The organism is Pseudoduganella namucuonensis (assembly GCF_900116645.1).
Classification (GTDB): Bacteria; Pseudomonadota; Gammaproteobacteria; order Burkholderiales; family Burkholderiaceae_D; genus Rugamonas; species Rugamonas namucuonensis.
Genome location: NZ_FPBO01000010.1, coordinates 12,608 through 38,558, shown reverse-complemented (window position 1 = coordinate 38,558; position 25,951 = coordinate 12,608). Strand labels below are relative to the sequence as shown.

The window sequence follows — 25,951 nt, the reverse complement described above, 5'->3', positions numbered from 1 at the left end:
CTCCTCAAGTCCATAGGCGCACCACGTCGGCGCGCGGCGGGACCAGGTCCGGCAGGCGTATCACCACGCCCGCCGCGAACGGCTGCGGCCTGGCCGCCAGGCCGGGATTGGCCGCGTACACCGCCTCCACCGTCCCCGCCAGCCGGCCGTAGTGCGCGTGGCACAGGCTGTCCAGCACGTCGCCGTCAGCGCTTCTGATAATCATCGCCATAGCGTTTGAACTCCAAAGTAAAGGTTTGCTTCCTCGCGTGGCCGCCCGCGCGCAGGCCGCCCTGCTCCTCGGTCAGCGCGCCCATGTACCAGCGGCCCAGCACGTCACCATAGCCGGTGGTCAGCAGCAGCGGCCGCAGGGCCAGGCCGATCCGGCGCAGTTTGTCCAGCTCGGCGACGTCCTGCTCCAGGTCCGCGTACGGGCCCGTCGCGGCCGCCTCCCGCGCCGCCAGTTTCGACACGAACACCGTGCCGGACAGCGACAGCGATTCCGAGCCCTGGCCCACCGCCTGCGTCGCGTCCCGCCTGCCCAGCCGCGGCACGCCTTCGATGCCGAAGGTCGATTGCCGCCGCAAGGAGTCGAACGCCGACGACGACAGGCCGAAGTGGTAGCGCGCGCCGTCGTCCGCGCACAGCACCAGCAGGTGCTTCATGGCGGCCGCCGCGGCCGGTGTGTCGGCCGCCGTGGGCGCCGTCTTGAGCGTGGACGACGGCACGACGGGCGGCGCCTGCGCCGCCGCGCCCACGCCGCCCAGCGCGCCCACCTTTTGCTCCAGGCCGGCGACGGCGCCCCGCAGCGTGGCCGCCGCGCCCCGCACCGCCTCGATGCGGCTGGCCGCCAGCTTGCCGGCGGCGGCGCCGATCACGCCGATGCCGCGGCGCACCACGTCGCCCTCCAGCAAAGGCAGCGCGCGGGTCACCGTTCCGGCGGCGGAAGCCACCAGCCTGGCCGCGTTTTCGATATGGCCGACGGCCTGGTCCGCCGCCGTCGTGAGCTTGACCGCCTGGCGTTCGACGCGCCGCGCCAGTTCCGACTCCGCCTTGTTCACGCGCTCGGCGGCGCGGGCCACCTCGCCGGTGGCTTGGCTGATCCATGAAGTGATGCTCATCAAGAACCTCCTAAACTCGTTACTGGATCGTGCATGGCGTCGCGCCGCTGCTGCGCCTGGAATTGCTCGAACAGCAGCCGCAGGTGCGGCATTAGTTCGTTGGCGATCCCGAGCGGATCGCGCGCGTCGCCCTGCACGGTGATCATCACGTTGGGTTTGAAATTGAATTGCTGGGGAACCGGCGCGGGCGCCGGTGCCCCCGGGCCGGCGCGCCGCGCGCTCGCGGCGACGCCCGGCGGCGCCACGGCCGCAGCCGCGGTAGCCGCCGCCGCCGTTGTCGCCGTTGCCGCCTTCGCCGCCGCGGCCACAGCTGCCGCCGTGCCGGCCGTCGCGCCGCGCGCCGCGGCATCGGCGGCGGCCGTCAGCTCCGCGGCGTTGTCCGGCGTTGTCGACAAAGGCGCATGGGCCGGACGCCGCGTCGTGGAAAAGCTGACTGCCGCAACGGCCGGCGCCCACGCCACCGGCTGCGATGACAGCAACGGCGTCAACGCGGGTGGCGCCGCCGTCAGCAGGCCGGGCAGCAGACCGGGGACGCCGCTTCCGGCCGCCGCGCCATGTTGCGCGGCCAGATTCTGAAAGGCGTTGGGCGCCTTGCCGAACCCCGCCGGGACCGGGGCGGGCGTGGCCGCCTGGACTTGCGGGCGGGGCTTGTTGAACCATTCGACCGCCGTGTCCCCATACTTCGCCCAGAGGAAATGGGCGGCGGTCATCCCCGCGTACATGCCGGCGGGCCCGAGCAGCGCCCCCAAGCCGCCGCCAACGACGCGCGCCGCGAGCGCGCCACCAACGGCGCGCACGGCCAGCGCCCCGCCGACCCGCCCGACGGCGGCTCCGGCCCCCGCGGCCAGCAGACCGCCGAATTCACGCATCCGCTCCGTCGGCGTACCGCCGGCCAGCGCCTTGATGAGACTCAGGCCCTGATAAGCCAGGCCTATCCCGGCCGCTGTCCGCGCCAGGCCGAGCGCCGCTGGCGCGACCGCCCTGCCCACCGACGCCACCCGGCCGACGGCGCCGGAATCGCGGATCGCCGACCAGCCGCGGCGCAGCAAGCCCGGCCTGCCCGCGCCGCCCTGCCCGGCCGCGGGACCGCCACCGCGCCCGGGCCCGCCGCTTCCTCCGCTTCCTCCGCTTCCGCCACTCCCGCCACTCCCGCCGTTCCCGTTCCCGTTCCCGTTCCCGTTCCCGCTCCTGCCGCCTCGTCCGCCTCGTCCGCCTGGTCCGCCTGGTCCGCCGCGCCTGCCGCGTCCGCGTCGCTCACCGGCGCCGTCGCCGGTTCCGCCGGGCCCGTCATGCTGTCCCTCATCGCGCCAGTTGGTGACGAACACACGCTGCACACCGCCCGCCGGCGCGTCGCTTCCCGCCTCCGGCGCCGCGCCCGGCTCGCCGCCCTTCCCCAGCAGATAAGTCTTGGCGGTATTCCATGCGGCCTTGCCGGCCTTGGGCAGCGTCCTCGCGGCGGCCACCGTCGCGCCCACCGCCAGCGCGCCAGTGAGCGCCACCACCGCCGCCGGAAACGCCCTCGCGAGCGAGGCCGCGCCGTTGCCCAGCGCGGTCAGCTGCTCGGCGGCGAAATCGCTGGCCGGACGCAAGGCGTCGCCGATGGCGATCGACACGCCCTGTCCCGCCCGGCCCGCCTCGCTCCATTTCGTTTCGGACTTGTCCCGCTCATGCCGCACGTCCCGCTCGAGGTAGTCCGGCTCGGCTTGCTCGACCAGCCCCACCGGCACGAGCTTCCTGACGGTGGCCGCCCCCTTGGCGATGTCCGCCTCGCTGCCGTTGCCGCGCAGCTTCACCGCCTGCGCATGGAAGTGCTTGGCGATCTCCTTCGGATCGGCGCTGTCGCCCAACTGCGCCTTCAGCACCGCGTTGGCCTGGTGCACCGCGTCCATGCCGGTGATGCCCAGGCTTTCCAGATCGCGCAACATGCCCGGCAGCACCTTGGCCATGTCGGCGCGGCTGATGTTGTTGTCGTTGCCGAACTTGGCCACGCTGCCCAGCGCGGCCTCCATCCGCTCCACCGGGATGCCCGCTTTCCGGCTCAGGGCGCTCACCAGCTTCGCGCTGTCGTCGGCGTCGGCGCCCTGGCCCACCGAGAAGCGGGCCAGCACCGGCGCCGCCGCCAGCGCCGCCTGCCGCTCGACGCCGTCGTCCATCATCCGCCGGACCGCCTTGCCCAGCACCACCGCGTCCATGCCGTTTTCGGCGGACATGTCCGCCAACCGCGTGGCGACCTTCTTTTCATCCACCTTGTCTTCCGGCCCCGCCGGCTTCGCGATGTCGCGCAGGATGGATTGATATTCGGCCGACGCGCCCACCGTCTTCATCAGCGCCGCGCCGACGCTCTTGCCCGCGTCGCCCAGGGCCTTGCCCCGCTCCAGGGCTTCGCCGTCCCGCTCTTCGTTCGCCATCAAGCACCTCCTTCCTTGGCCTGGTCATCCAGCCACCACAGCATGTCGTCCAGCGTCATGCGATCGATCTCGGACGGCTGGAATCCGTACTCACGCGCCAGCCGCGTGGCCAGGCCGCGCACCTGCCGCGGACTCAGTCGCAGCATCGGAAACCAGGCGAAAATAGGCGTCCTGCAGGCGGTTGTAATCGGTCAGCTTGAGCTGTTCCAGGTCCGCCGGCGCCACCTGCGCCAGGCTCGCGAACAGCGCCAGCTCGCGCTCCTCCACGTCGTCCGGATGCAGCTTCTGCGCGCCGCGCATGTCGCGCACGGTGGGCGCGCGCAGCACCAGCTGGTTGGTCTTCACGCCGTTGAAGGCCTCCGCGCGCGACAGCGTGACGGTGATGGCGTCGGTGCCTGGACGCAGCCAGGCGGGTACGGTGTTTTTATCCATGTGTTCTCTCGCAAAAAGTGAAAACGCCCGGCGCGATGGCCGGGCGCGTGGTCATACGGGAAGGGCCGGGCTTACATGCCGACCGCCGCGCGCACCCCCGCCAGCTGGTCCTCGCCGTTCACGACGCGGATGCCGGCCACCGGATCGATCTCGATCACGGCCGCGCCGTCCACCTCCAGCTTGTAATAGCCGCAGTTGACGGTGTACTTGGTCTCGCCCTTCTCGCCGGTTTTCCAGTCGCCCATGTCCACCTCCTGCAGCATGCCGTTGAAGGTCGCCACGGCCGCCACCACGGCGCCCTTCTGGTCCTTGAACGCGCCGCGGAAGGTGCCCTTGAAGCCGGTGCCGTCGGCCACGCCGAAGTACTTCAGCACGTCCTTGGCCACGCCGCTCATCGAGAAGGCCGCGTCCATCGCCTCCAGGCCCATGTCCATCTTGACCGGGGCGTCCATGCCGCCGGCGCGGTAATCCTCGGTCTTGACCTTCAGCTTGGGCAGGGTCAGTTGGGTGACCACGCCCGCGTAGCTGGAGCCGTCGACGAACAGGTTGAAGTTGTAGAGAGTCTGGGGAATCATGTTGTGGTCCTTGTGTTGGTTGGGGATGGTCGATCAGTTTGCGGAATCCAGCACCTCGGTGACCCACTGGTTGGTCACCTCGACGCGGAAGTTCGGGTTCTCGGCCGGCGGCACGTCGGTGAAGCGGATGTTCCAGTACACCTTGCCCTGCTCCAGCTGGCTGGCCGAGTTCAGGTCCGGGTCCGGGTACACCTCGAAGTTGATGATGCAGCCGGCGTTGCGCAGGTCGCGCATGAAGGCGTTCAGGCCCTCGGTCACGTCCTTCACATAGGTCTTGGTGATGCCGCGGTCCACCGCCCACTTGTGGGCGTACAGGATGGCGTCCATCACCATGTCGGTGGTGCGCACGCGGGTCACGAAGGCCCACTTCGGATCGGCCGACAGCGTGCGGTTGCCCCACAGGCGGAAGCCGCCGTCGCGGATGATGGTGGCGATGTTGGCCTGGTTCAGCAGGTTGGCTCGGCAGGTCGCGTCGCCGTCCAGGAACTCGACCGGACGCCTGGTGCCGACCACGCCCGCCATCTCCTTGTTGGATGGCGAGACCCAGAAGCCGTATTCGGCGTCGGTCCAGGCGAACAGGCCGGCGGCGGCGGCCGAGGCCGGGGCGTCGACCGCCGCGCCGGCGGCCGCGTCCCACACCTTGACGCCGGGGTCCACCATGTACAGGCGCTTGCTGCCGAAGTTGAGCGCGTGGGCGATGGCCGCGTCGTCGGTGGTGTTGGGGCCGTCCACGATGGCGACCGCGCGCAGCTTGCCGGCGATGGCGTCCATCTCGGCGGCCACGGCCAGCGTGGCCGAGTGGCCGGGCGCGGCCAGCAGGCGCGGATGCAGGCCCAGCGTGGACTTGGCGTCCAGCAGCGCCTGCAGGCCGGTGCGGGCGCCCTGGGCGGTGACGCCGCCGACGACGGCCGTGGCCTGCGCCGCCGCGTCCGCCGCCTTGGCCACGCCGATGGCGGCCACCACGGCGCTGGTGCGGGCGTAGATGGCGCGCAGGGATTTGTAGATGGCGCTGTCGGCGCCGAAGGCGGCTGCCGCCTCTCGCAGCGAGGTGATCTTCACAGGCGTGTTGGCGGCGGCCAGGCCGGCGCCGGGGGTGTAGCTGTCCACCAGGCCGATGACCGAGCTCGATGGCGTGGCGATGGAACGCGGGCCGGTGTCGACCAGGGTGACGGTTACGCCGTGAAAGAAGGATGCTGCTGGCATTGTGTATCTCCTAAAAATGAAAAAACCCGCACGGGGCGGGTTGGCAAAAAAAATGGTCAAGCAAGGTCTGCTGCCGCCCACATGACAAGTCAATATTGAAGCATTCAGTCACAATAGACGGGAAATCGATACCACTCCGCTGTTTGTCGATTGAGTTGCAAAAATTCTGCCCCCCACTGGGAACTGCAAAGGATATTCGGTGGCTGATCTCAATGTCGTCGCTACCTGCCCTAGCCTATATCGCGCGCTTCCCTTCAATGAATTCTCCGAGAACAAGAACGTATATGAAACGTTCGTTCCAGATGGGGATGCCCCAACCGCATAGACGTAGTATTTTCCTACGCTATATGCAAAAAAACTTGCATCTCGTGCGGCCACAGAAATTGTTCCCAAGGCCGTCGCCCCTGATGCGTTCAACTGGTACCTGGTTGCCGAAAGCACGCCGCTGTTGTACTTCATAGCAAAAATAATTCCCGAGTCCATCAAGAGGTATTTATCTGCAGGCAAAGCGATGGTGGATACAGCAATTGCACCAGTGGAAAAATTAACATTCAATAAATCCAAATAGCCGCTCTTTGTTATCGATGCGAAGTAAGTACCTCCAATCGGAAACGCCGAGTAATATCGTAATGAGCTCCACACCCCAGAATTGTATGTCGCGCTCGGAATTATAGAACCGGAAGCCCCGCTTCCGTCGCCATCCGATCGAATCAACACATCTCCACCCGACGTGATGGCCGTTCCGGATATTGTTAACACCCTAGCATACGTATTGGAGTTGGACGGTGCACAAACCTGCAACACTTTTGTACTACTATATGGAATGAGCACATCCGGATAACTTTGCGTATTCGCGGGCGTATTAAAATATGTTCCTCCATATGCCGGCACACCTCCGGTAACGGTAATTACACATGCAAGGCTTGAATAGGGAGAGCTGTTACCAGTAGCTGTCATCATCGACAGTACCGCTGTCGATGAACTTAATGGCGCCCATGCATAAGACCCGTACCATATTTCGCTGACATAAGGGATGTCCGTTGTTGACTGCGAAATTGCAGAACCTGAAATACTTATGCAAGTAACGGTGGGCCGCCCTCCCCAGCCTCCCACCGTTAAGAACGTAGATGATGATAGCCTTACTATATTTGCACTGGACCCGCCTATCGGAGATGCGTAAAAAAGCCCGTATGACGAATTTAAATTCACGGATATCCCAGACGTTACTGACAAGCCGGAAACTGTAAGAACCACCATTCGCTTTTGATTATAGATAAGCAGCGCTTGCGTGGAATTCAAATAAAACAATCCACAGTCTTGACTTATCGAAGTTCCGTCGCCGTTTATGGCAAGCGGCACTCCGAGGGTTCCATTTTGCATATCTACCGCGACCACGCATGTATTTCCTGTACTGTTGACATACACAACCAATCCAAGGCTTGACGTCAAGGCGATGCTTTGAAGTCTTTCATGTCCCCCACCATTGCTGCCGCCTCCCCCTATCGAACTAACAGCATCGGCAACATCGAGTGGCGCACCTGAGTTAGCCTCCCACACACCTGCCGAAGTCGTATTCGCGATCAGATCAAACACAACATCATCACCACTCCGCAAGTAGCCGATTGGCGCTCCGGACTGATCGCAACAACCCAATGCGGGCGCACCTAAGTTCTTGATCTTATAAATGCTGTGGCCTGAGCTGATCGATGTGGCATCAGGCAACAAAACATCCAAACCGGTGGAGTTAGGTGTCAGCCTTTGCAACCTTGCCGCGCTTCCGTTTAATACCAGAGCGGAGCCTATTGTTTGAGTGTTGACACTTCCGTTAGATGACGCCTTGTCGACATATTGCTTCGTTGCCGCATGTAGATTACTCGTTGGATCAGCCGACAGTGTTACCAGTCCTGTAAAGGCCGCACCTGCCAAGCTCGCGTACGTCGAGCCTGACGAAGCGGGTAACGCATCTGTAATCCCAAAGCCAGCCAGCGTTGTCGGCTTAGAATTGATAGCCGCCCAACTAGGCGCTGTAATCGGGACACTGGAAGCGGCGGTGAGCCGTCCCTGCGCGTCGACAGTGAACGCGGCAACAGCAGTCGCGGAACCATAAGATCCGGCTGGCACGGAGGTATTCGTCAACCCGATGATGGGGTTGCCGGCCACGCCGTCGCCATTACTGACAGTGATTCCAGTACTGGCCGTCAGCGTGCGAGCAGCCGCCGTCGTGCCGCCAGTCCGAGCCATCATACCGTTGGCGGCCACTCCCGACACTGCGGTCAAGTTGGCATTTAACGGCTGCGCATCGGTGATGCTGTAGCCTCCCAGCGTTGTAGGCTTGCCTTGGACCGAACCCCAGGCCGGTGTGATCAGCGTACTGCTTGCAGCTGTCAGGCGACCCTGCGCATCCACCGTGAAGGTCGCGGCCGATGTCGCGTTGCCATATGCGCCCGCCGCCACCGTCGTATTGGCCAGCGTGACCGACGGATTGCCGGCCACGCCGTCGCCGTTGGCCACCGTGATGCCGGTGCCGGCCGTCAGCGCGCGGGCGGCGCGTTGGCCGGCGGCCGTGCGGGCGATCAGGCCCGTCGCGGCCAAGCCGGATTCGGCCGTCAGCTCGGCGGACTTGGGCTGCGCGTCCGTGATGCCGTAGTCGCCCAGCAGCGTGGGCTTGCCGGTGATCGCCGACCATGGCGGCGCGATGGTCGCCGTCGACATCGCCGTCACGCGGCCTTGCGCGTCCACGGTGATCACCGGCGCGACCGTGGCGCCGCCGTACTGGCCCGCGCCGACGCCGGTGTTGGCCAGGCCGATGGTGTTGCCGGACTTTTGCAGGCCCGTGCCCGCCGTCACCTGTCCCAGCCCGTTGAACTGGACGAAGCTCAGCGCCGTCGTGCCCAGCGCGATGGGGCCGTTCGTCGCCAGCACCCAGCCGGAGTTGTCGTTGACCGCGCCCTCCTCCACAAACACGTAGCTGCCCGAACCCAGCTCGTTGTTGCTGTTGGCGTCCGCCGCGCGCGCCCAGGCGCCGCCCGCCACGACGTAGATGCCGTTCTGCGACGCGGTGCCCTGGTCCTTGACCAGCACGCGGTCGTTCGCCACCAGCGCCACGCCGTCCACGGTCTGCGCGCCGGTCAGCGCGATGTTGGCCGTGGTGGCGGCGCGCACCGACGCCTTCATCTCCAGGCCCGTGACAAGGTTGTCCACCTCGGTCTTGGTGTAGACGTCGCCGATGCTCGTTTGCGACAGCAGCGTGGGCCGGTCGAGCAGGTTGTTCCACGACGGCGTCGGCGTCACCGCGCCGGCCGCGGTCAACCGGCCCTGCGCATCGACCGTGAAGGTCGGCGTCGAGGTCGCCGAGCCATACGCCGCCGGGGCGACCGCCGTGTTGGCCATGCCGAGCGTGTTGCCCGACTTGACCAGCCCCGTGCCGGCGTTGGCCTGCCCCAGGCCGTTGAACTGGACGAAGGCCAGCGCCGTCGTGCCGACCGCGATGGCGCCCTTGGTGGACAGCACCCAGCCTGCGTTGGCGTTGACCGTGCCGTCCTCGACGAACACGTACATGCCCGACGTGACCTCGGCGTTGACGTCGGCGTCCGCGGCCCGCGTCCACGCGGAGGCGGAGGCCGCGTAGATGCCGTTCTGCGACGCGGTGGCCTGGTCCTTCACCAGCACGCGGTCGCCGGCGACCAGCGCAACGCCATCAACCGTCTGCAGGCCAGTCAACGCCAGGTTACCCGTGCTGGCAACGCGCACCGAGGCCTTCATGTCCAGACCCGTGACGAGGTTGTCCACCTCGGTCTTGGTGTAGGCGTCGCCGATGCCGTAGCCCAGCAGCGTGCTGGGCCTGCCGGTCAGGTTGGTGAACGCGTGCGTGTGGCTGTCGTTGGCGACTGTCACCGGCAGCGTCACATTGCCCGCGCCGTCGAAGTCCACCTGCCCGGTGGCGTCGCCGGACAGCGAGATGGTGCGCGACGATTGCAGGCGCGTCGCGGTTTCCACGTTGCCCGACAATTGGCCGCTGGTGGAGATCGTGATGGCGTTGCCCGCGTCGTTGTACGACAGCGAGACATTGGAGCCGGCCACCAGGTCCAGCCGCTCGTTGGTCGCCACCGTCAGCTTCTGTATCGTGCCGTCGCCGATGGCCAGCGCGTGGCTGTGGCCCGCCGCCGCCGCGTCGGTGATGCCGTAGCCGCCCAGCGTGGCGGGCTTGTCGGCCACGTTGATCCAGCTGGGCGCCGTGGTCACGGCGCCGGCCGCGGTCAGCCGGCCTTGCGCGTCCACGCTGAAGGTCGGCGTCTGCGTGCCGGAGCCGTAGGCGGCCGGCGTCACCGCCGTGTTGGCCAGGCTCATGGTGTTGCCGGCCTTGGCCAGCCCCGTGCCCGCGCCCACCTGGCCCAGGCCATTGAACTGCACGAAGGACAGCGCGGTGGTGCCCAGCGCGATCGGGTTGCGCGTGGCGAGCACCCAGCCCGCGCTGGCGTTGGCCGTGCCGTCCTCGACGAACACATACATGCCCGAGGTGACCTTGGCGTTGCTGTCGGCGTCGGTGGCGCGGGTCCAGGCGCCGGCGGCGGCGCGGTAGATGCCGTTCTGCGCGGCGGTGGACTGCTGCTTCACCAGCACGCGGTCGCCCGCCGCCAGCGCCACGCCGTCCACCGTCTGCAGGCCGGACAGGGTGATGTTGCCGGTGGTCGCCGCGCGCACCGATTCCTTCATGTCCAGGCCCGTGACCAGGTTGTCCACCTCGGTCTTGGTGTAGGCGTCGACGATGCCGTAGCCCAGCAGCGTGGCCGGCTTGCCGGTCAGGTTGCCGAAGGCGTGCAGGTGGCTGTCGTCGGCGATGGTCACCGGGATGGTGATGTTGCCCGTGCCGTCGAAACCGGCCTGGCCGCTGGCGTCGCCGGACAGCCCGATGGTGCGGGCGGTCTCCAGCCTGGACGCCGAGCCTGCGTTGCCGGTCACGTTGGCCGGCAACGCGGCGTTGGCGTCGAGCTTGAGCACCTTGCCCGGCTGCGCGGCGGCCACCGTGTTCGCGATCACGCCATCGACCAGTTGCTTGGCGGCGGTGGCGATCGACGTCGCCAGGAACACGTCGCCATCGATGGCCGCGACGGCGTCCCGCACGCGGGCCACGTCGAAGCCCAGCGCGTTATCCGCGTGCGGCAGCGGATAGCTCTGATGGGGGGTTTTTTGATCGATCATGTCTGGTCCAGGTTAAAGCACAGTGACCCGCAGGTTGCGCACGCGCGGCCGCGCGGCCGGGGAGCCGGTCAGCACCAGCTTGATGCGCAGGCGCGCCTCCATCACGTCGTTGCTGGCGAAGCTGAATTCATACAGCTTGTCGTCCAGCGGTTTGGGCGTGCCGGCCAGCGCCATCTCGACCCAGTTGTCGCCCGCGTCCAGCCCCTTGTGGTAGGCCTTGACGGTGGCGCCGGACGGGATGATGGCGTCGAACACCACCCGCACGTCGGCTCCCAGCGCGTCGGCGTCGATGGCGCGGGTCACGTACTCGGCCGAGCTGGCGATATTGCCGGCGGCGACGAAGGTGCCGGGGTGCAGCACGGCCGAATGCGCGGCGGTGGCGGAGACCGCGGCGCGCACCTTGACCACGCCTGTCACCGGCGACGCCAGCGACACGATCTGGCCATTGCCCAGCCTGACCACGCGGCCGTCGGGGAACTCCAGTTCATAGTCGCCGGTCGCGCCGGCCACCGGCGCCTCGATCAGGCCCTGCAGGCGGAACTCGGTCACGTTGCCGACGTTGATGACGCCCAGGTCCACCTTGCGGCTGGACTCCGAATAGCGCTGGCCGACGATGCGGAAGGCCATGTCGCGGTCTTGGTGGGGCGTCCACGTCGACGCGTTGGACGACGACAGCAGCACGCCGACCTGGTAGGGCTGGCTGGTGACCCAGCGCGCGGCGGCGGAATCGTACTTGCCCAGTTCCGCGATGCCCAGCGCCGGCGTGGCCTCCTCGCTCAGCACCACCATCGCGTACTCCACGTTGGGCGACAGGCTGACCGGCGACGGGAACTCGAAGCGGTTCCACGCGCCGGCGCTGATGGCCGAGGCGATCAGCACCGCCTCGCTCAGCACCGTCTGAGTCGGCACGCCGAACGCGGTCTCGCGTATCTGCACGCGCACCGGCTTGACGCCCTTGGCGACGATGAACAGGTCGATGGCTTTCACCTGCTCGGCCTGCAGCAGCGAGAAGCTCTGCGCCAGCGGGTCGTAGCGGTTGAAGTTGATCGTGGTGAAGGAGCGCAGCACTTGCTCGGTGACGCTGCCCTCGCCCACGAACATGGCCGTGCCCCGGTTGCCCTGCGAGCCGCCGATGGCCACTTCCTTGCGGCCGGCCGGCACATTGGCCGGGATGGTGAATTTGCCGTTGATGCGGCCTTGGTTGTTTGCGATTAACGCCATGTCTGCTCCGGATTAAACTGCGACTGGGGTGACGGTCACGCCGTCGAAGGTGAACGATGTCAGCGTCTCGCCGGCCGCCATGCCGTCGATCTGGAAGGCGACCTCGATCGGCCGCAGGTATTCCAGCGCCCGCGTGCTGCTCGACACCACCTGCGTCGTCGTGTTGACCAGCGTCTGCGTTAGCAGGCCGCCGCCGGTGAACATCACTTCGGTCGCGGCGCTGGTCCAGGAGGTGTTGGTCACGGTGAAGCGGTCCGCCGGCGGATCGAGGCGCACGGTGGCGGGAATCGGTTCGAACGCCTGGTATGGATTGATCAGCATCGAGCCCGTCATCGCGCCCTGCTGGAACACCGTGGTCGGGGCGCCGTTCAACACCAGCGGCGCGGTCACGTCCGCGCTTGGACGGAGGAAGGTGGCGGAGATCGGCAGCATCAACTCGCCGCGCACGATGGCGGCCGTCTGCGCGATGCCCGCGTCGCGCAGGTTGTCGTTCAGGAAGGGATCGACGAACATGCCCTTCTTGGCCGCGCCGTCGCGGGCGTTGGCGTCCGATGTCAGGCGCTGCTGGGCGATCATGTCGGTGATCAGGTCCAGCCGGGAATTGATCTCCTCCAGGTCCTTCATCGGCACCACGCGCAGGCCGTCGTTCTGCAGGCCGCGGTCGGACGACCAGGTCTGGCGCACCAGCGCCAGCGGCAGGAACTGGTTGGGCACCGGCGGCGGCACGGGATCGAAGTCGGTCGAGGTGCCGCGCACCCATTCGAACACGCCCTCCTGCGTCAGGCACAGGCGGTCCACCCGCGGCAACTTGACGTTGTACGAGGTCTGTATCAGCGTGCCCACCACGGCGCCGGTCACCGTGTAGCCGGTTTCGTCCACCGCCGTCGGCGAGACCGAGGCGATGTGGCGGAACTTGACGGTGTAGGTCGAGCCGATGGACGGTTCGGCGCCGTCCAGGCTCCAGTCGATCTTCTGGCCGGTCAGCTTGTAGTCCACGCCTTGCGCGTAGGTGGTGCCGCCCTGCTTCACCTCCACGATCTCGACGATGGAGCTGTTCGGCAGCGCGTCCTGCGAGCCGAGGAAGGAACCGTGCACGATCTCGGCGCTTTTCTCGGCCGTGACGCGCACCTGCGTGATGTTCTGCACCGGCGTGCGGTCGAAGGTGACGCGCTGCGCGCCGATGGTGGTCGACAGCCACGGTTCGGAATCGATGAACTTGATGTCCGGCGCGGCGCTGTACGGCAGCCGGCGCGAGGCCGGGATCTCGACCGCGAAGCCGTTCACGCGCGCCGAGCCGGCGTCGGCGCTGTACTGCTGCACGCCGTTCAGGTCCGGCAGCATGGTCACCTTCAGGCCGTTGACGACGTAGTCGCCGCCGGTGGAATCGCGGTCGTAGCGGGCGATGGCCTGCGACAGCGAATCGAGCTGCGGCGGCGTGGACTTCGAGCGCAGCACGCCCATGTCGGCCGCGTACACCGGATAGAACTCGCCCACCTTGCCGTCGGTCTGGCCCGCCGCCTGCCAGCCCCACGCGGTCGACACCTCCAGGCGGCCGGCGCCCGGCTCCTGGTAGTTGCGCACCTCGGAGGCCGGGTCGCGCAGCGCCGGGTCCTGCAGCTCGGTGACCACGCGCTCCACCAGGTAGATGCCGATGGAGACGGTCTTGTCCACCGGGATGGCGACCTGGCTGGCCGCCACGCCGCGCACCGCGCCGCGCAGGTAGACCGCGCCGGCGCCGCACTTGGTGACGCCGGTGGCCTGGTTCACGTTGATCTGCGCGTCGCGGATGATGTCGCCGTCCTTGAACAGCGCGTCGGCCACGGTCTTCAGGCGCTGCAGCGAGGCGCTCTGGATCTCGTTCAGCTCCGCCGATTGCAGCACGTAGCCGGCGCGGAACAGGTGCTTCTCGTAGTTGCGCGCCGGGTCGTGGCGGTCGTAATGGTGTAACAGATTTTCAGCCATGGTTTTCCCTTAGAACGTGATCACGAATTCGAACGTCTGCCGCACCGCCGCGTTGCGGCTGAACTTGGGCAGGCGCTCCAGCGCCAGCAGCTGGCCGTGCTGCTGCAGCTCGGCCAGCGTGAAGTACTTCTGGCCCGGCGGCAGGCCGCTCTTGACGACGGTGCCGACGAACACGCCCACCTCGCGGATGTCCGACGAGGCCGCGTCGGCGAAGTCGAAGTTGAAGCGCAGGTACAGGTTGTTGGTCGGCTCGTTGCTGATCGAGAAGCGGCCGGTCGGCACGATCACCTCGCCGTTCGCGTCCGGCACGCAGAACAGCGCCTGCGTCAGTTCGCGGCGGCCGATTTCGCTTTGCAGCGCGGTGGCCAGCACCGGTTCGGGTTCGGGGGTCGCGTCCCACGAGGGCAGGCCCGCGCCCCACGCCAGGTGCAGGGGCATGGCCTTGATCGACGCGGCGACGGCCGCGCGACCCGAGGAAGTCAATATCGCCATTCAAAACTCCTTGTGAAAAATCAGGTTCATGTTTGCCGCAGGCCGGAGCCCCACGGTGTTGCTTCTTCCCAGCCGGTGGCCGCGTCCTGCGACCAGGGGCCGGCGCCTTCGAAGGCCCACATGGCGGGGGCCGGATTCAGTACCGCGCCGAAGCGGCTCAGCGACGGCCGCACGAACTCCACGCCCACCCGCGGCTGCGCCGTCGGCTGGTTGGTCGGAACCGCGCCGATCGAGCGCACCTCCACCACCGCGAACGAGGCCAGCGCGCCGCCCACGTCGGAGAACGACAGCGCGCCCGCGTACAGCGTGCTGATCTCGTCCACCGGGCGCCGCTCGATGCGGCCGTCGTAGGCGGACAGGGGCGCGGCCGACAGGCGCATGACCTCCGGCGGCTGGTGCCAGTAGTCGCGCTGGAACACGGCGTTGATGGCGCCGATCTCGTCGCTGTCGGACAGCGCGATGTTGGCGCGCCGGATGTTGCGCCGCCGCGAGATCGAATCCGGGTTCTCCAGCGGGCGCGGATTGCTGACCGTGATCAGCTGGCCCGCCAGGATGCGGTGGTTCAGCACCGGCGCCACGTCGTACGGCGACACCGACAGGCGCGACTGGTCCTCGATGTAGAGGCGGTCCAGCCGGCCGTCGGTGCGGCCCAGCGCGATGCGCCGGCCCGCCGCCGCGTCCACGCCGGCCCGGTGCACGCTGCCGAAGGACAGCTTGACGCCGTCCCGCCACACGCCCGAATCGTCGGACAGCATGGCCGCGTCCATCGCCGTCGCGCCGGACAACCGGGCGCGCCGCAGGTCGTAGCCGTGGTACAGCCGGTACAGCCGCACGTGCGCCGGCAGCGAGGCCTCCGCCAGGTGGCGGATGTCGGCCAGCCGCGCGGGGGCGTCCGCCGCGCCGGGGTCGAGCTGCAGATGGGGGTCGTCCTCGCCGACGGCGGCGTCGAAGCCTATCCACGACAAGGCCCGCTTGACGGACGCCGCGCTGCCGCGCTGCCGCAGCCAGGGCAGGCCCTGCGCGATCAGCTCCTCCGTGCCGCCGAAATAGCGCGCGAACTCGGCCAGCCGCCACTCGGCCGCCTGCCAGGGCGCGACGCCCGCCGGACGGGTGTGGCGCAGGCCGGCCGGCGCGTCGGCCAGCGTGTCGAGCGCGGCGCGCGACGCGGCGCGCGCCAGCGCGCGCTCCAGCGGCGTGCCGTTCGATGGCAGCAGGCGCGCCGCGTCCGCCGGCGCGTCGTCCAGCGCCGCCGCTACCATGCGACACCCCCGTCCAGCACCTGGATCGCGCCGGCCGCCGCGTACTCGTTCGGCGCCACCGCGACGCCGCCGCTGTCGAGCTGCACGCGCGACACGCCCTGCGCGTGCAGGCGGCTGGAGATCCAGGACGCCGGCACGTCGCGCCCCAGCCTGGCGTGCGCGGCGATCTGCGGCGGCAGCGCCTCCCGCAGTCGCGCCACCAGGTCCGGCGGCGCCGTGCTTTCGCGGTACACGGTGGCTGTCACGTCCACCGCCCGCGGCAGCGCCAGCGCCACGGACAGCGGCACGCCCAGCGGCTTGGCGTCGTCCGCCGCGAAGGCGCGCCGCACGTCGGCCAGCACGGCGCCGGCGTCGGCGCCCGATTGCGGCCACACCGCCAGCGCCACGCTGCCCGGCGGCGAGGGCATGATGCCCGCGTCGCGCACTTCCAGGCTGGCCGACAGCGCCACGTGGCGGTACTGTTCCGGCGTGCCGTTGGCCGCCAGCGCGGCCACCCGCAGCTGCGTGCGCAGGCGCAGGCGCTCGTCGTCCTCTTCCTGGCCGGCCTCGTCGCGCAGCCGTTCAACGTTGTAAAAGGCCGCCGCGTGATCCAGGTCGCCGCCCTCGGCGAAGGCGATCAGGTTGGCGCGCGCCGCGTCGTTGACGCGGGCCCGCACCTGCAGTTCGCGGTAGGCGGCCAGCTGCAGCAGCTTGACCACCGGGTCCGACTCCAGGGCCGCGTTCCAGCCCTCGCCCATGGAGGCGCGGAAGCCGGACAGCATGTCCTGGTAGATGCGCTCGAAATCGAGCGCCTCCACCACGTCGGGCGGAGGCAGTTGTGTGAGGTCGATGATGCTCATGTGTTCACTTCCATAATCATGGCGGTGCCGAGGAACTCGCCGCGCAGCTTCAGCGTGACGCTGCCGTCGATCACCGACTCCACCGTCACCGAGCGCAGTTCCAGGCGCGGCTCCCAGCGGCCCAGCGCGCGCGCCACCTCGGCCTGCACCGAGGACTTCCAGCCCGGCGTCAGCGGCAGGTCCACCATGCGCGGCAGGTCCGAACCGTACTCGGGCCGCTCGCGGCGGCTGCCCTGCGGCGTGGTCAGGATGTCGCGCACGCTCTGCAGCAGGTGGGCCACGCCGCCCAGGGGCTGGCCGGTTTGCCTGTCCATGCCGGCGATGGCCATGGTCAGGCCGCCGCGCGCACGACCGGCACGCGCTCGAATTCGGCGTGGCGGTCCAGGTGGGCGATCAGTTCGGGACTGGCGGCGGTGATGTGGCCTTGCACCACGCGGTGCATGGTGCCGTCGGCCAGCACGATGCCGCGGCTCTTGAACGCGGTGTCGCGGAACACGATGGGGGTTTTGGGTGCGGCTTTCGCCATGTTTTTCTCCTTGAAATGAAAAAGGCCCGCGCGGGCGGGCCTTGGTTGGGGATGAAGCGTTGTTAATGCACGTGGTGGTTGCTGTTGCCGCCGCCATCCATGACGGCGCCGGCGGCGTCGACGTCGCCGCCGGCCTTGACGTTACCTGCGATGCTGACATCGCCCTTGAAGCTGACCCGCGGCGCGTCCACCAGCAGCGACGCGCATTTGAGCGTGATCTCGCCGCTGGCCTCCACGCTGACCGTCTCGCAGCCCGTGGCCCTCAGCGCGCCGGCCTCCCAGTCGTACTCCAGCAGGCAGCCGTCCGGCATGCGCCAGGCCACGGCCTTGGCGCGCCGGTCGCCGGCCTGGCCGTGGCCCGCGGCGTAGAAGCCCGGCAGCACGAAGCCGGCGGCCGGTTCGCCGGACGGCGAGACCAGCAAGGCCTGCTCGCCCACCGACGGCGGGCGCCAGTGGCGCGCCTCGCCGGCGCCCAGGCTGAGCCAGGGCAGCAGCGCCGACACCCACTCGCCCACCCGCACGCGGCAGCGCGCGGAGGCGTGGTCGACCTCGGCCACCACGCCCGCCTGTATCAGCGCGGCCAGGCGGCGGTCCAGTTCCGCTATGGGATAGTCCATACCCGCCCCCTTCAAGCCGCGGCGGCCGGCTCGGCGCCGGCCTGCCAGTAGCGCGCCTCGTGGCCTGGCCCCGTGTCCGGGTCCAGGCCCAGCATCAGCGCGGCGCCGCCGCTGTCCGGATAGGGCCAGGCCGGTTCGCCCAGCTCGAATTCCTGGGTCCATTCCAGCCGCCAGGCCACCCGGCCGGCCTCGACCAACGTGTCCGGCGCGGCCTGCGCGAATTGCGCCATGCCGGCCGGCACGCCCCAGTTCTCGTCCTTGATCGCCAGCGCCAGCCGGGCCGCCAGTTCGCGCACCAGCGCGCCGGCGCCGGGCGCCGCCGCGTCGGCCACGATGCGGGCCTCGAAGCGGCCGCGCAGCCCGGCCTGGCCGCTGCCGGGGTCGCGACCGGGTTCCAGCCGCGCCAGTTCGATGAGGATGGCGGGCAGCGCCGGCGCGGCGCCCTCCGCCGGATGATGCGCCACGGTGGGCACGTCGGGCAGCTTGGCGGCGAGGCCGGCGCGCATCGCCTCGTGCAGCTGTTCCAGGTTGTGTAGTTTGTCGGTCACGTCGGCGGACTCCTGAGACGAAAAAAAACCCCGCGCGGCGAAACCGGGCGGGGTCAATAAAAAAGCCCGCCTAGGCGAGCTTTTGATGCAATTACTGCGATGATGACTGAATCATATATGCGCTGTAACAAGTCCGTCAAGCACTATTTTCAACATTCCTCAAAAAAAGTCGCCGACCACGCCCTGCTCGCGCAGATAGGGCTCCAGGCGGTCCAGCGCCAGTTGCTCCAGTTCGCGCAGGCGGCCGCGCATTTTTTCATAGGCGCGCGCGTACGTCATATGGTTGCCGCCGAAATTGCCCGCTAGTTCGCGGAAGCTGATCTCCATCTTCTTGTGGTTCGCGTACAGCTTGCCGATCATGCAGTCCACGGCGAAGGGCCGCACCGCCGGGAACGACGGCGCCAGCCAGTCGGACAGTCCCTTGATGGCGGCGATGCGCTCGGCCGAGAAGGCGAAGCGGCGCTCGCCGTCCTCGTCCTCCATGTCGGTGTGGCCGTAGCGCGCCTGCAGCGCCCACATCTCCGTGCACGGCAGCTTGCTCCGCACCGCCAGTACGATCAGCGCGCACTGGGCGCGCACCTCCAGCGGGCTCAGTCCCGCGAAGTTGACGCGGCGCGACGGCGCGCCGCGCAACTGCTCCAGCCACTCCCGCTGCTCGCTGCCGGTGTGCGGCGCGCTTTCCAGCATCCGTATCAGCATCTTGCGCAGCGGCGCGTCCTGCGGCGCGTCCTGCCCCGTGATCATGTAGGCGACGTGCACCGCCTGTCCCGCGCTGGTGAAAATCGCGTCCTGGTTTACATCCTTGCTTACGATATCCATAGCCATAGTCATCCCCTTGTCCTCCTGATAAGTGCTTGCCATAAAGAACAATATATACGAGAATGAATAGATCATCAATACCCGAATGGATAATAGTTGCCTTGTCCTATACGAGGATGTATAGTACGTGTATGGACATCTCTAGCCGGCTGGACTCAGCCATGAAAGCAGCGGGTTTCGAATCGCAGAGCGCGCTCGCGCGCGCCTCCGGCGTGCCGCAACCCACCATCAATCGCATCCTCAACGGTGTCGGCAAGAAGGGGCCGGAGGCGCACACGCTGGTGCAACTGGCGAGCGCCTGCAACGTCACCTTCGAGTGGCTGCACGAGGGCATCGGCCAGCGCGAGCGCGGCGCGGCGGCGGCGGCGCCCGCGTCGTTCTCGCAAGTGGTGGTCGCGCCGGAGGACGACACGCGCTTTTACCAGATCCAGAAGGTCAGGCTGCGCCTGTCGGCCGGCATCAGCGGCTTCGCGGTGGAACCGGAAACCTACGACGGCAGCACCGTCAGCGTGCCGCGCCACTGGGCCGACCGCAACGGCTACATACCCGAGCGGCTGATCGGCGTGAAGGTGCGCGGCGAGAGCATGGAGCCCTCGCTGTACGAGGACGACCTGGTCATCATCAACACCGCCGACAACAAGCCGGTGGACGGCGCCGTGTTCGCCGTCAACTACGAGGGCGAGCCGGTGGTCAAGCGCATGTCGCGCGACGCCGGCCAGTGGTGGCTCACGTCGGACAATCCGGACCAGCGCAAATACCACCGCAAGGTCTGCCGCGGCAACGACTGCATCATCATCGGCCGCGTGGTGCGCAAGGAAAGCGACCGGATTTGAGCCGGCCGGCATATTGCCTAGCGACAATACAACACCCCGCTCGTATTCCCGGGGAAATAAGCCTAGAATCAATTTAAACAGCTGGACCCATAAAAAATAATCATATAAACGTTTAAGGGGATACATCGTGGACATCCATTCGATGCTCGACAGGCTGTTGCTATGGCAGAAGTTCATCATCCTCAGCGTGATCGGGCTGGCGCTCGCCAGCATCCCCACCGCCCTGTATCTGCGCGAGGCCAATAAATCGCTGGTGGCGGCGCAAACGGAAATCGCGGGGCTGGCGCCGACCGCCACCATCCTCCAGGTCATCCAGTACACCCAGCAGCACCGCGGCCTGTCGGCCCTGGTGCTGGGCGGCGTGGCCGAGGCGAAGGACAAGCGCGACGCCAAGCAGCGCGAGGCCGACCAGGCCTACGAGAAAATGGATGCGCTGGTGCGCGGCTTCAACGACAAGGCCATCGAACAGGCGTGGGAGGGTCCCAAGCGCGACTGGGCGGCGCTGCGCGCGCGCGTCGCCAGCGGCGGCATCACCGTGCCGGAAAGCTACGCCGCCCACACGGCCCTGGTGCCCAAGCTGCTGGTGGTCAACGACCTGACGGGCGACCTGTTCGGCCTGAGCCTGGACCCGGAGGTGGCCAGCTACCAGTTGATCCAGTCCATGTATTACCAGCTGCCCTACCTGGCCGAGGAAACCGGCAAGATGCGCGCCAAGGGCGCCGGCCTGCTGGTGAAGAAGGAAGCGACGATGGAGGACCGCCAGGTGCTGGCCGCCATCGTGGCGCGCGTGCACGACCGGCTGCTGCAGACCGGCACCGCCTTCCACAAGGCCGCCGCCGCCCATCCCGCGCTCAAGGCCAGGCTCGAGGCGCAGTGGCAGGAGGCGAACGACATGACCAGCAAGGTCATGCAGATCGCCACCGACCATATCGTGCGCCCGGAAACGCTGGACTATTCGTCGGTCGATTACGTGGCCCAGACCACCCGGGCCATCGACGCGCAATTCAGCGTCAACCAGGCCGCCAGCAAGGAGCTGGAAACCATGCTCGTCGATCGGGCGGGCGACCTGCGCGCGACGCGCTGGACGATGATAGGCGCCATGCTGGGCCTGCTGGCGCTGGCCGGCCTGATCGCCCGCATGATCGCGCGCTCGGTCAGCGAGCCGCTGTCCGAGGCGGTCCGGATTTCACAGCGCATCGCGCAGGGCGACCTGACGGCGCGCTTCAAATCGGGCGGGAAAAGCGAAACGGCGCAGCTGATGGCGGCGCTCAAGACCATGAACGACAGCCTGGTCGACATCGTCAGCAGCGTGCGCGGCAGCATCGACACCATCGGCCACGCCTCCACCGACATCGCCAGCGGCAATTCGGACCTGTCGGCCCGCACCGAGGCGCAGGCCTCCAACCTGGAGCAGACGGCGGCCTCGATGGAGCAGATCACCTCCACCGTGCGCCAGAGCGCCGACAACGCGCGCCAGGCGGACCAACTGGTCAACAGCGCCAGCAGCGTGGCCAGCAACGGCGGCAAGGTGGTGGCGCAGGTGGTGCAGACCATGGGCGCCATCAACGACAGCTCGCGCAAGATCGTCGACATCATCAGCGTCATCGACGGCATCGCCTTCCAGACCAACATCCTGGCGCTGAACGCGGCGGTGGAGGCGGCGCGCGCCGGCGAACAGGGGCGCGGCTTCGCGGTGGTGGCCTCCGAGGTGCGCAACCTGGCGCAGCGCAGCGCCAGCGCCGCCAAGGAGATCAAGGACCTGATCAACGACAGCGTGCAGAAGGTCGACGCCGGCAACGCGCTGGCGGCCGACGCCGGCAAGGCCATGGGCAACGTGGTCACCAGCGTGGAGCGCATCACGGCCATCATGTCCGAGATCGTGCTGGCGGCGCAGGAGCAGAGCGCCGGCATCGAGCAGGTCAACCAGGCCATCACGCAGATCGACGAGATGACGCAGCAGAACGCCGCGCTGGTGGAACAGGCGGCGGCGGCGTCGGAGAGCCTGAAGCGGCAGGCCGGCGCCCTGTCGGAGGCGGTGGGGGTGTTTACCTTGCTGGAAAGCGAGGCCGGCGCCGCGGCGCCCGCCGCGCGGCCCGCCACGCGCCAGCTCGCGCTGGTGGGCAAGGCCCGGACGGCGTGAAGCCGGGCGCGCGCCGCCTCGCCTAGGCGGCGTCCTTGCGGCGCGCGCGGCGCAGCAGGTGGCGGATGCGCGCGCTCAGCACGTCGGCGCCGTACGGTTTTTGCAGCAGGCTGATGGACGGGTCCAGCTGGCCCTGGTGCGCCAGCACGCCCTCCAGGTAGCCGGAGGTGAACAGGATCTGCGTGTCCGGCCGCAGGCGCCGCACCTCGTCGCTCAGCTCCATGCAGCTCATCCGGCCGGGCATGATCACGTCGGTGAACAGCAGGTCGATGGGCGTGTCGGAGCGCACCAGCTCCACCGCCTCGTCGGCCGTGGCGGCCGCCAGCACCTTGTAGCCCAGCGCCGACAGCAGGTCCACGGTGGCGGTGCGCACCGCCTCCTCGTCCTCCACCACCAGGATGGTCTCCATGCCGCCCACCAGCGTGTGGTCGGCGTCCATGTCCTCCTCGCGCGCCACCTCGTGGCAGCGGCGCAGATAGATGCGCACGCAGGTGCCCACGCCCTCGGTGCTGTCCAGCGTGATCTCGCCGCCGGACTGCTTGACGAAGCCGTACGCCATGCTCAGCCCCAGGCCCGTGCCCTCGCCGTGCCGCTTGGTGGTGAAGAAGGGCTCGAAGGCCCGCTCCAGCACGGCCGGCGTCATGCCCGCGCCGTTGTCGGCCATCTCGATCAGCACGTGGTCGCCGCCGGAGGCCGCCGCCGGCGCCGGCGCGCTGTGCGGCACGTTGCGGGCGCGCAGCGTCAGTATCCCGCCCTGCCCCATCGCGTCGCGCGCGTTGATGGCCAGGTTCAGGATCACGTTCTGCAGCTGGCCGGCGTCGACCAGCGTGTTCCACAGCGGCTCGGCGATGTCGGTGACGATGGTGGTGCGCGGGCCGAGCGCATGGTTCAGCATGTCCTGCATGTCGCGCAGCACGGTGCCGGGGTTGGTCACCACCGCCTGCAGCGGCTGGCGGCGCGCGAACGCCAGCAGGTGCGAGGCCAGACGGGCGCCCCGCTCCACGCCGCCCAGCGCCAGGTCGATGCGGGCGCGCGCGTCGTCGCTGACGGTGCCGATCATCTTGGCCAGCTGCAGGTTGCCGCCGATGATCTGCAGCACGTTGTTGAAGTCGTGGGCGACGCCGCCGGTCAGCTGGCCGATCGCCTCCATCTTTTGCGCGTGGTGCAGCGCGGCCTGGCTGGCGCGCAGCTCGTCCTGGCTGCGCCGCAGCGACAGGAAGGCCGCGTCGCGCTGCATGCGCGCCAGGTAGGCGCCGCTGTGGTAGCGCAGGCGCGCGGCCAGCTCGCGCGGGTCCGGCCATTTCACCAGGTAGTCGTTGGCGCCGGCGTCGAAGGCGCGCGCCTTGATCTCGGGGTCCTCCTCGGACGACATCAGGATCACCGGCACGTGCTCGGTGTCGCGGTCGGCGCGCAGCCAGCGGATCACGTCGAAGCCGTCGGCGCCCGGCATGCGCAGGTCCACCAGCACCACGGTGGCGTCGAGCGCCTTCACGCGCTCGACCACGCGCTCGGGGGAACTGTCGAAATGCAGGATGGCGCCCTCGCAGCTCTCCAGTCCGCGCTGGACGAAATGCTGCGCCAACGGTTCATCGTCGATCAGCAGTACGGAACATGGAGCGGCGTCGGCTTGCATGATGGTTCGGACGGTAGGGGCAGGTGAGGGAATTTTACATGAGCAGGCCCGTCGCGGACCTGCCGTGTTCAAGCGTGCGGGGGCGTGGCACGCCCCCTGGAATCAGCCTCTCAGCGCTTGCCGCCGGAGCGGGAGCCGGACGAGGACTGCTTGCCGGCGTCGTTCTTGTGGCTCTGCTTGCCGGCCGCCACGTGCTGCTCGTGGGTGCCGCCCTGGGTGCCCGAGCCCGAGCCCTTGTCGCCGGACTGGCTGTTGCCGCCGCCGGCGCTTTGTTTGCTGGCGCTGCTGGATTTGCCGCTGGATTTGCCGCTGGATTTTTTCGACGATGCCATGATGCTCTCCTTGGAAGTGTTGAGACAGTCAGTGGCCGGAGTCGCATCGGCGAAGGGATGAGCTGCGCTAGTCCGCTTCGCGGATACGTTCCGGTAACCCCATCATGCGGCCAGTCGGGCAAGGCAGCTATCGGATTATGCCTACCCTGCTTGTAAGAGCAGGCCCTAGCAAGTGCCGGGCACGCGGTGGGCGCAAGGCGCGCCGGCCAGGTGGCAGGCCAGGTTGCGGAAGGTGGCGTCGGCGATTTCGCGCATCGCCTCGATGGTGAAGAAGCCTTGGTGGCCGGTCACCAGCACGTTGGGGAAGGTCAGCAGGCGCTGGAACACGTCGTCCGGGATGATGTCGGACGAACGGTCCTGGAAAAACAGCTCGGCCTCCTGCTCGTAGACGTCGATCGCCAGTGCGCCCAAGTGGCGCGTCTTGAGCGCGGAGACGAGGGCCGCCGTGTCGACCAGCGCGCCGCGCGAGGTGTTGACCAGCATGGCGCCCGGCCGCATCCGCTCCAGCGCGGCGGCGTCGATCAGGTGGCGAGTTTCGGGGAACAAGGGACAATGCAGCGACACGATGTCCGACTCCGCCAGCAGCCGCGGCAGCGGCACCAGCTCGCCCAGCGCCGCGAACTCCGGCAGCGGCGCCGGGTCGGCGCCCAGCACGCGGCAGCCGAAGCCGCGGAAGATGCGTGCCGCCGCCAGCCCGATCTGGCCGACGCCGACCAGGCCCACGGTCTTGCCGTGCAGATTGCTGCCCAACAGCCCGTCCAGCGCGAAGTTGCCTTCCCGGACGCGGGCGTAGGCGCGGTGCGTGTGGCGGTTGAGGGTGAGCACCAGCGCCAGCGTGAATTCGGCCACCGCCTCGGGCGAATAGCTTGGCACGCGGGCGACGAACAGGCCGAGCCGGCGGGCCGCCTCCACGTCCAGCTGGTTGTAGCCGGCGCAGCGCAGCAGCACCGCGCGCACGCCCTGCGCCGCCAGCGCCTCCAGCACGGCGGCGTCGAGCGCGTCGTTAACGAACACGCACACGGCGCCGCACCGCCGCGCCAGCGCCGCCGTCTCCAGCGTCAGCCGCGCCTCGTGGTAGCGCAGCGCCACGGCGCCGCCGTCCCCGTGGTGGTGGCGCAGCGCCTCGTCGAGGAAGCGCCGGTCGTAGGGCTGGGTACTGAAGACGGCGATGTCCATGGGGGCTCCTTGTGGGCGTCCATGGTCGCACGGCGCGGCGCGTGGAGGTCGATATAAATCAATTCCGCGAGGAAACATTACTTCAAGGATAGGCAATTTTGTGACATAATTTGCCCACGCATGAACGCTTTATTTTAGCCGCACCGGAACCATGAACCACGTCTCGGAAACCTGCCTCCTGCTGGAGGAACGCCTGAAAGCCACCAGCTGGCAAATCGTCACCACGGTGATGTGGGGCGTGATGGCGGCCGCGCTGGCCATCTTCGGCCAGCATTGCCTGGAGCAGGCGCGCCCCATCTTTCCTATGATCGACCAGAATTTCGGCCTGTGGCAGAACGGTTACGCCGTGGCGCTGCTGGCCTTCGCGCTGGCCTGGCTGGCGGCGCTGATGCAGAAGCTGAACCTGCTGCTCGACTGCCGCGACCGCCTCAAGGTGCGCCAGCGCATCGACGAGGAAAACGCGCGGCGCGAGCAGGCGCGCGAGGAACGCCGCGCCCAGCGGCTGCAGGCCGCCGCCGCGGCGGCCGCGGAGCCTGAAATCGTGCGGCCCCGGCGCGTCAAGGCCGGCCGCAGCACGAAGTTCGACTACTGACCCCTTCCCGATTGACAGCGCCGGTCAAACTGCTTAGACTCCAAA

General features: G+C 68.2%; 23 protein-coding genes. 3 read left to right on the top strand and 20 right to left on the bottom strand.

The annotated features are described in order from the left end of the window. Positions 1-4: 4 nt before the first annotated feature. From BM436_RS12635 to BM436_RS12560, 17 genes are all read right to left on the bottom strand, one after another. Positions 5-211, bottom strand: coding sequence for a tail protein X (locus BM436_RS12635; protein WP_093555881.1), 207 nt, complete (start codon positions 209-211; stop codon positions 5-7). Beyond that, positions 186-1,100 carry a phage tail protein gene (locus tag BM436_RS12630; RefSeq protein WP_093555880.1) on the bottom strand — a complete coding sequence of 305 codons (915 nt, stop codon included), beginning with the start codon at positions 1,098-1,100 and terminating at the stop codon, positions 186-188. Before BM436_RS12630 ends, BM436_RS12635 begins: the two co-directional genes overlap by 26 nt. Then, complete coding sequence (locus BM436_RS38480) at positions 1,100-3,508, bottom strand: phage tail tape measure protein (protein ID WP_093555879.1); 2,409 nt, start codon at positions 3,506-3,508, stop codon at positions 1,100-1,102. The genes BM436_RS12630 and BM436_RS38480 overlap by 1 nt, the downstream gene beginning before the upstream one ends. Positions 3,509-3,598: 90 nt before the next feature. Beyond that, positions 3,599-3,940, bottom strand: a complete 342-nt coding sequence (locus tag BM436_RS12620) for a phage tail assembly protein (RefSeq protein WP_093555878.1) — start codon at positions 3,938-3,940, stop codon at positions 3,599-3,601. Positions 3,941-4,011: 71 nt separating this feature from the next. Further along, a complete protein-coding gene (locus BM436_RS12615) occupies positions 4,012-4,515 on the bottom strand; it encodes a phage major tail tube protein (protein WP_093555877.1) in 504 nt (167 codons plus the stop codon). Positions 4,516-4,548: 33 nt separating this feature from the next. Next, positions 4,549-5,718, bottom strand: coding sequence for a phage tail sheath subtilisin-like domain-containing protein (locus BM436_RS12610; RefSeq protein WP_093555876.1), 1,170 nt, complete (start codon positions 5,716-5,718; stop codon positions 4,549-4,551). 108 nt (positions 5,719-5,826) lie between these two features. Next, on the bottom strand, positions 5,827-10,917 hold the full coding sequence (locus BM436_RS12605; RefSeq protein ID WP_093555875.1) for a beta strand repeat-containing protein: 5,091 nt from the start codon (positions 10,915-10,917) through the stop codon (positions 5,827-5,829). Positions 10,918-10,929: 12 nt separating this feature from the next. Further along, entirely contained in the window at positions 10,930-12,138 is a 1,209-nt protein-coding gene (locus tag BM436_RS12600; RefSeq protein WP_093555874.1) for a hypothetical protein, read from the bottom strand. A 12-nt stretch (positions 12,139-12,150) separates the two neighbouring features. After that, the gene (locus tag BM436_RS12595; RefSeq protein WP_093555873.1) at positions 12,151-14,100 is read right to left on the bottom strand and encodes a DUF4815 domain-containing protein; all 1,950 of its coding nucleotides are present in this window, start codon (positions 14,098-14,100) and stop codon (positions 12,151-12,153) included. A 9-nt stretch (positions 14,101-14,109) separates the two neighbouring features. Continuing rightward, positions 14,110-14,592, bottom strand: coding sequence for a BW3TFN family phage tail fiber component (locus BM436_RS12590; protein WP_093555872.1), 483 nt, complete (start codon positions 14,590-14,592; stop codon positions 14,110-14,112). 26 nt (positions 14,593-14,618) lie between these two features. Continuing rightward, positions 14,619-15,851: a phage tail protein gene (locus BM436_RS12585; protein WP_093555871.1), complete on the bottom strand. Its 1,233-nt coding sequence runs from the start codon at positions 15,849-15,851 to the stop codon at positions 14,619-14,621. After that, a complete protein-coding gene (locus tag BM436_RS12580; RefSeq protein ID WP_093555870.1) occupies positions 15,845-16,690 on the bottom strand; it encodes a baseplate assembly protein in 846 nt (281 codons plus the stop codon). Before BM436_RS12580 ends, BM436_RS12585 begins: the two co-directional genes overlap by 7 nt. Then, positions 16,687-17,019: a GPW/gp25 family protein gene (locus BM436_RS12575; protein WP_218164847.1), complete on the bottom strand. Its 333-nt coding sequence runs from the start codon at positions 17,017-17,019 to the stop codon at positions 16,687-16,689. The genes BM436_RS12580 and BM436_RS12575 overlap by 4 nt, the downstream gene beginning before the upstream one ends. Before the next feature lie 2 nt (positions 17,020-17,021). Then, positions 17,022-17,216, bottom strand: a complete 195-nt coding sequence (locus BM436_RS12570; protein WP_093555869.1) for a hypothetical protein — start codon at positions 17,214-17,216, stop codon at positions 17,022-17,024. A 62-nt stretch (positions 17,217-17,278) separates the two neighbouring features. Continuing rightward, positions 17,279-17,833, bottom strand: a complete 555-nt coding sequence (locus BM436_RS12565) for a phage baseplate assembly protein V (RefSeq protein WP_177307155.1) — start codon at positions 17,831-17,833, stop codon at positions 17,279-17,281. 11 nt (positions 17,834-17,844) lie between these two features. Next, positions 17,845-18,381 carry a hypothetical protein gene (locus BM436_RS37050; RefSeq protein ID WP_177307153.1) on the bottom strand — a complete coding sequence of 179 codons (537 nt, stop codon included), beginning with the start codon at positions 18,379-18,381 and terminating at the stop codon, positions 17,845-17,847. Between the two features lie 159 nt (positions 18,382-18,540). Then, positions 18,541-19,206: a hypothetical protein gene (locus BM436_RS12560; protein WP_229490175.1), complete on the bottom strand. Its 666-nt coding sequence runs from the start codon at positions 19,204-19,206 to the stop codon at positions 18,541-18,543. A gap of 56 nt (positions 19,207-19,262) precedes the next feature. On the opposite strand from BM436_RS12560, the gene BM436_RS12555 reads away from it, so the two are divergent. Then, positions 19,263-20,033 carry an XRE family transcriptional regulator gene (locus BM436_RS12555; RefSeq protein ID WP_307665299.1) on the top strand — a complete coding sequence of 257 codons (771 nt, stop codon included), beginning with the start codon at positions 19,263-19,265 and terminating at the stop codon, positions 20,031-20,033. 127 nt (positions 20,034-20,160) lie between these two features. Beyond that, the gene (locus BM436_RS38475; RefSeq protein WP_307665297.1) at positions 20,161-22,173 is read left to right on the top strand and encodes a methyl-accepting chemotaxis protein; all 2,013 of its coding nucleotides are present in this window, start codon (positions 20,161-20,163) and stop codon (positions 22,171-22,173) included. A gap of 22 nt (positions 22,174-22,195) precedes the next feature. Here BM436_RS38475 and BM436_RS12545 read toward each other — a convergent pair whose 3' ends face one another. From BM436_RS12545 to BM436_RS12535, 3 genes are all read right to left on the bottom strand, one after another. Beyond that, complete coding sequence (locus tag BM436_RS12545) at positions 22,196-23,806, bottom strand: response regulator (RefSeq protein WP_093555866.1); 1,611 nt, start codon at positions 23,804-23,806, stop codon at positions 22,196-22,198. Between the two features lie 110 nt (positions 23,807-23,916). Next, positions 23,917-24,138, bottom strand: coding sequence for a hypothetical protein (locus BM436_RS12540; protein WP_093555865.1), 222 nt, complete (start codon positions 24,136-24,138; stop codon positions 23,917-23,919). 165 nt (positions 24,139-24,303) lie between these two features. Continuing rightward, on the bottom strand, positions 24,304-25,314 hold the full coding sequence (locus tag BM436_RS12535; protein WP_093555864.1) for a 2-hydroxyacid dehydrogenase: 1,011 nt from the start codon (positions 25,312-25,314) through the stop codon (positions 24,304-24,306). 151 nt (positions 25,315-25,465) lie between these two features. Here BM436_RS12535 and BM436_RS12530 point away from each other — a divergent pair, with 151 nt between their 5' ends. Then, on the top strand, positions 25,466-25,906 hold the full coding sequence (locus tag BM436_RS12530) for a hypothetical protein (protein ID WP_093555863.1): 441 nt from the start codon (positions 25,466-25,468) through the stop codon (positions 25,904-25,906). The last annotated feature ends 45 nt before the right edge of the window (positions 25,907-25,951 follow it).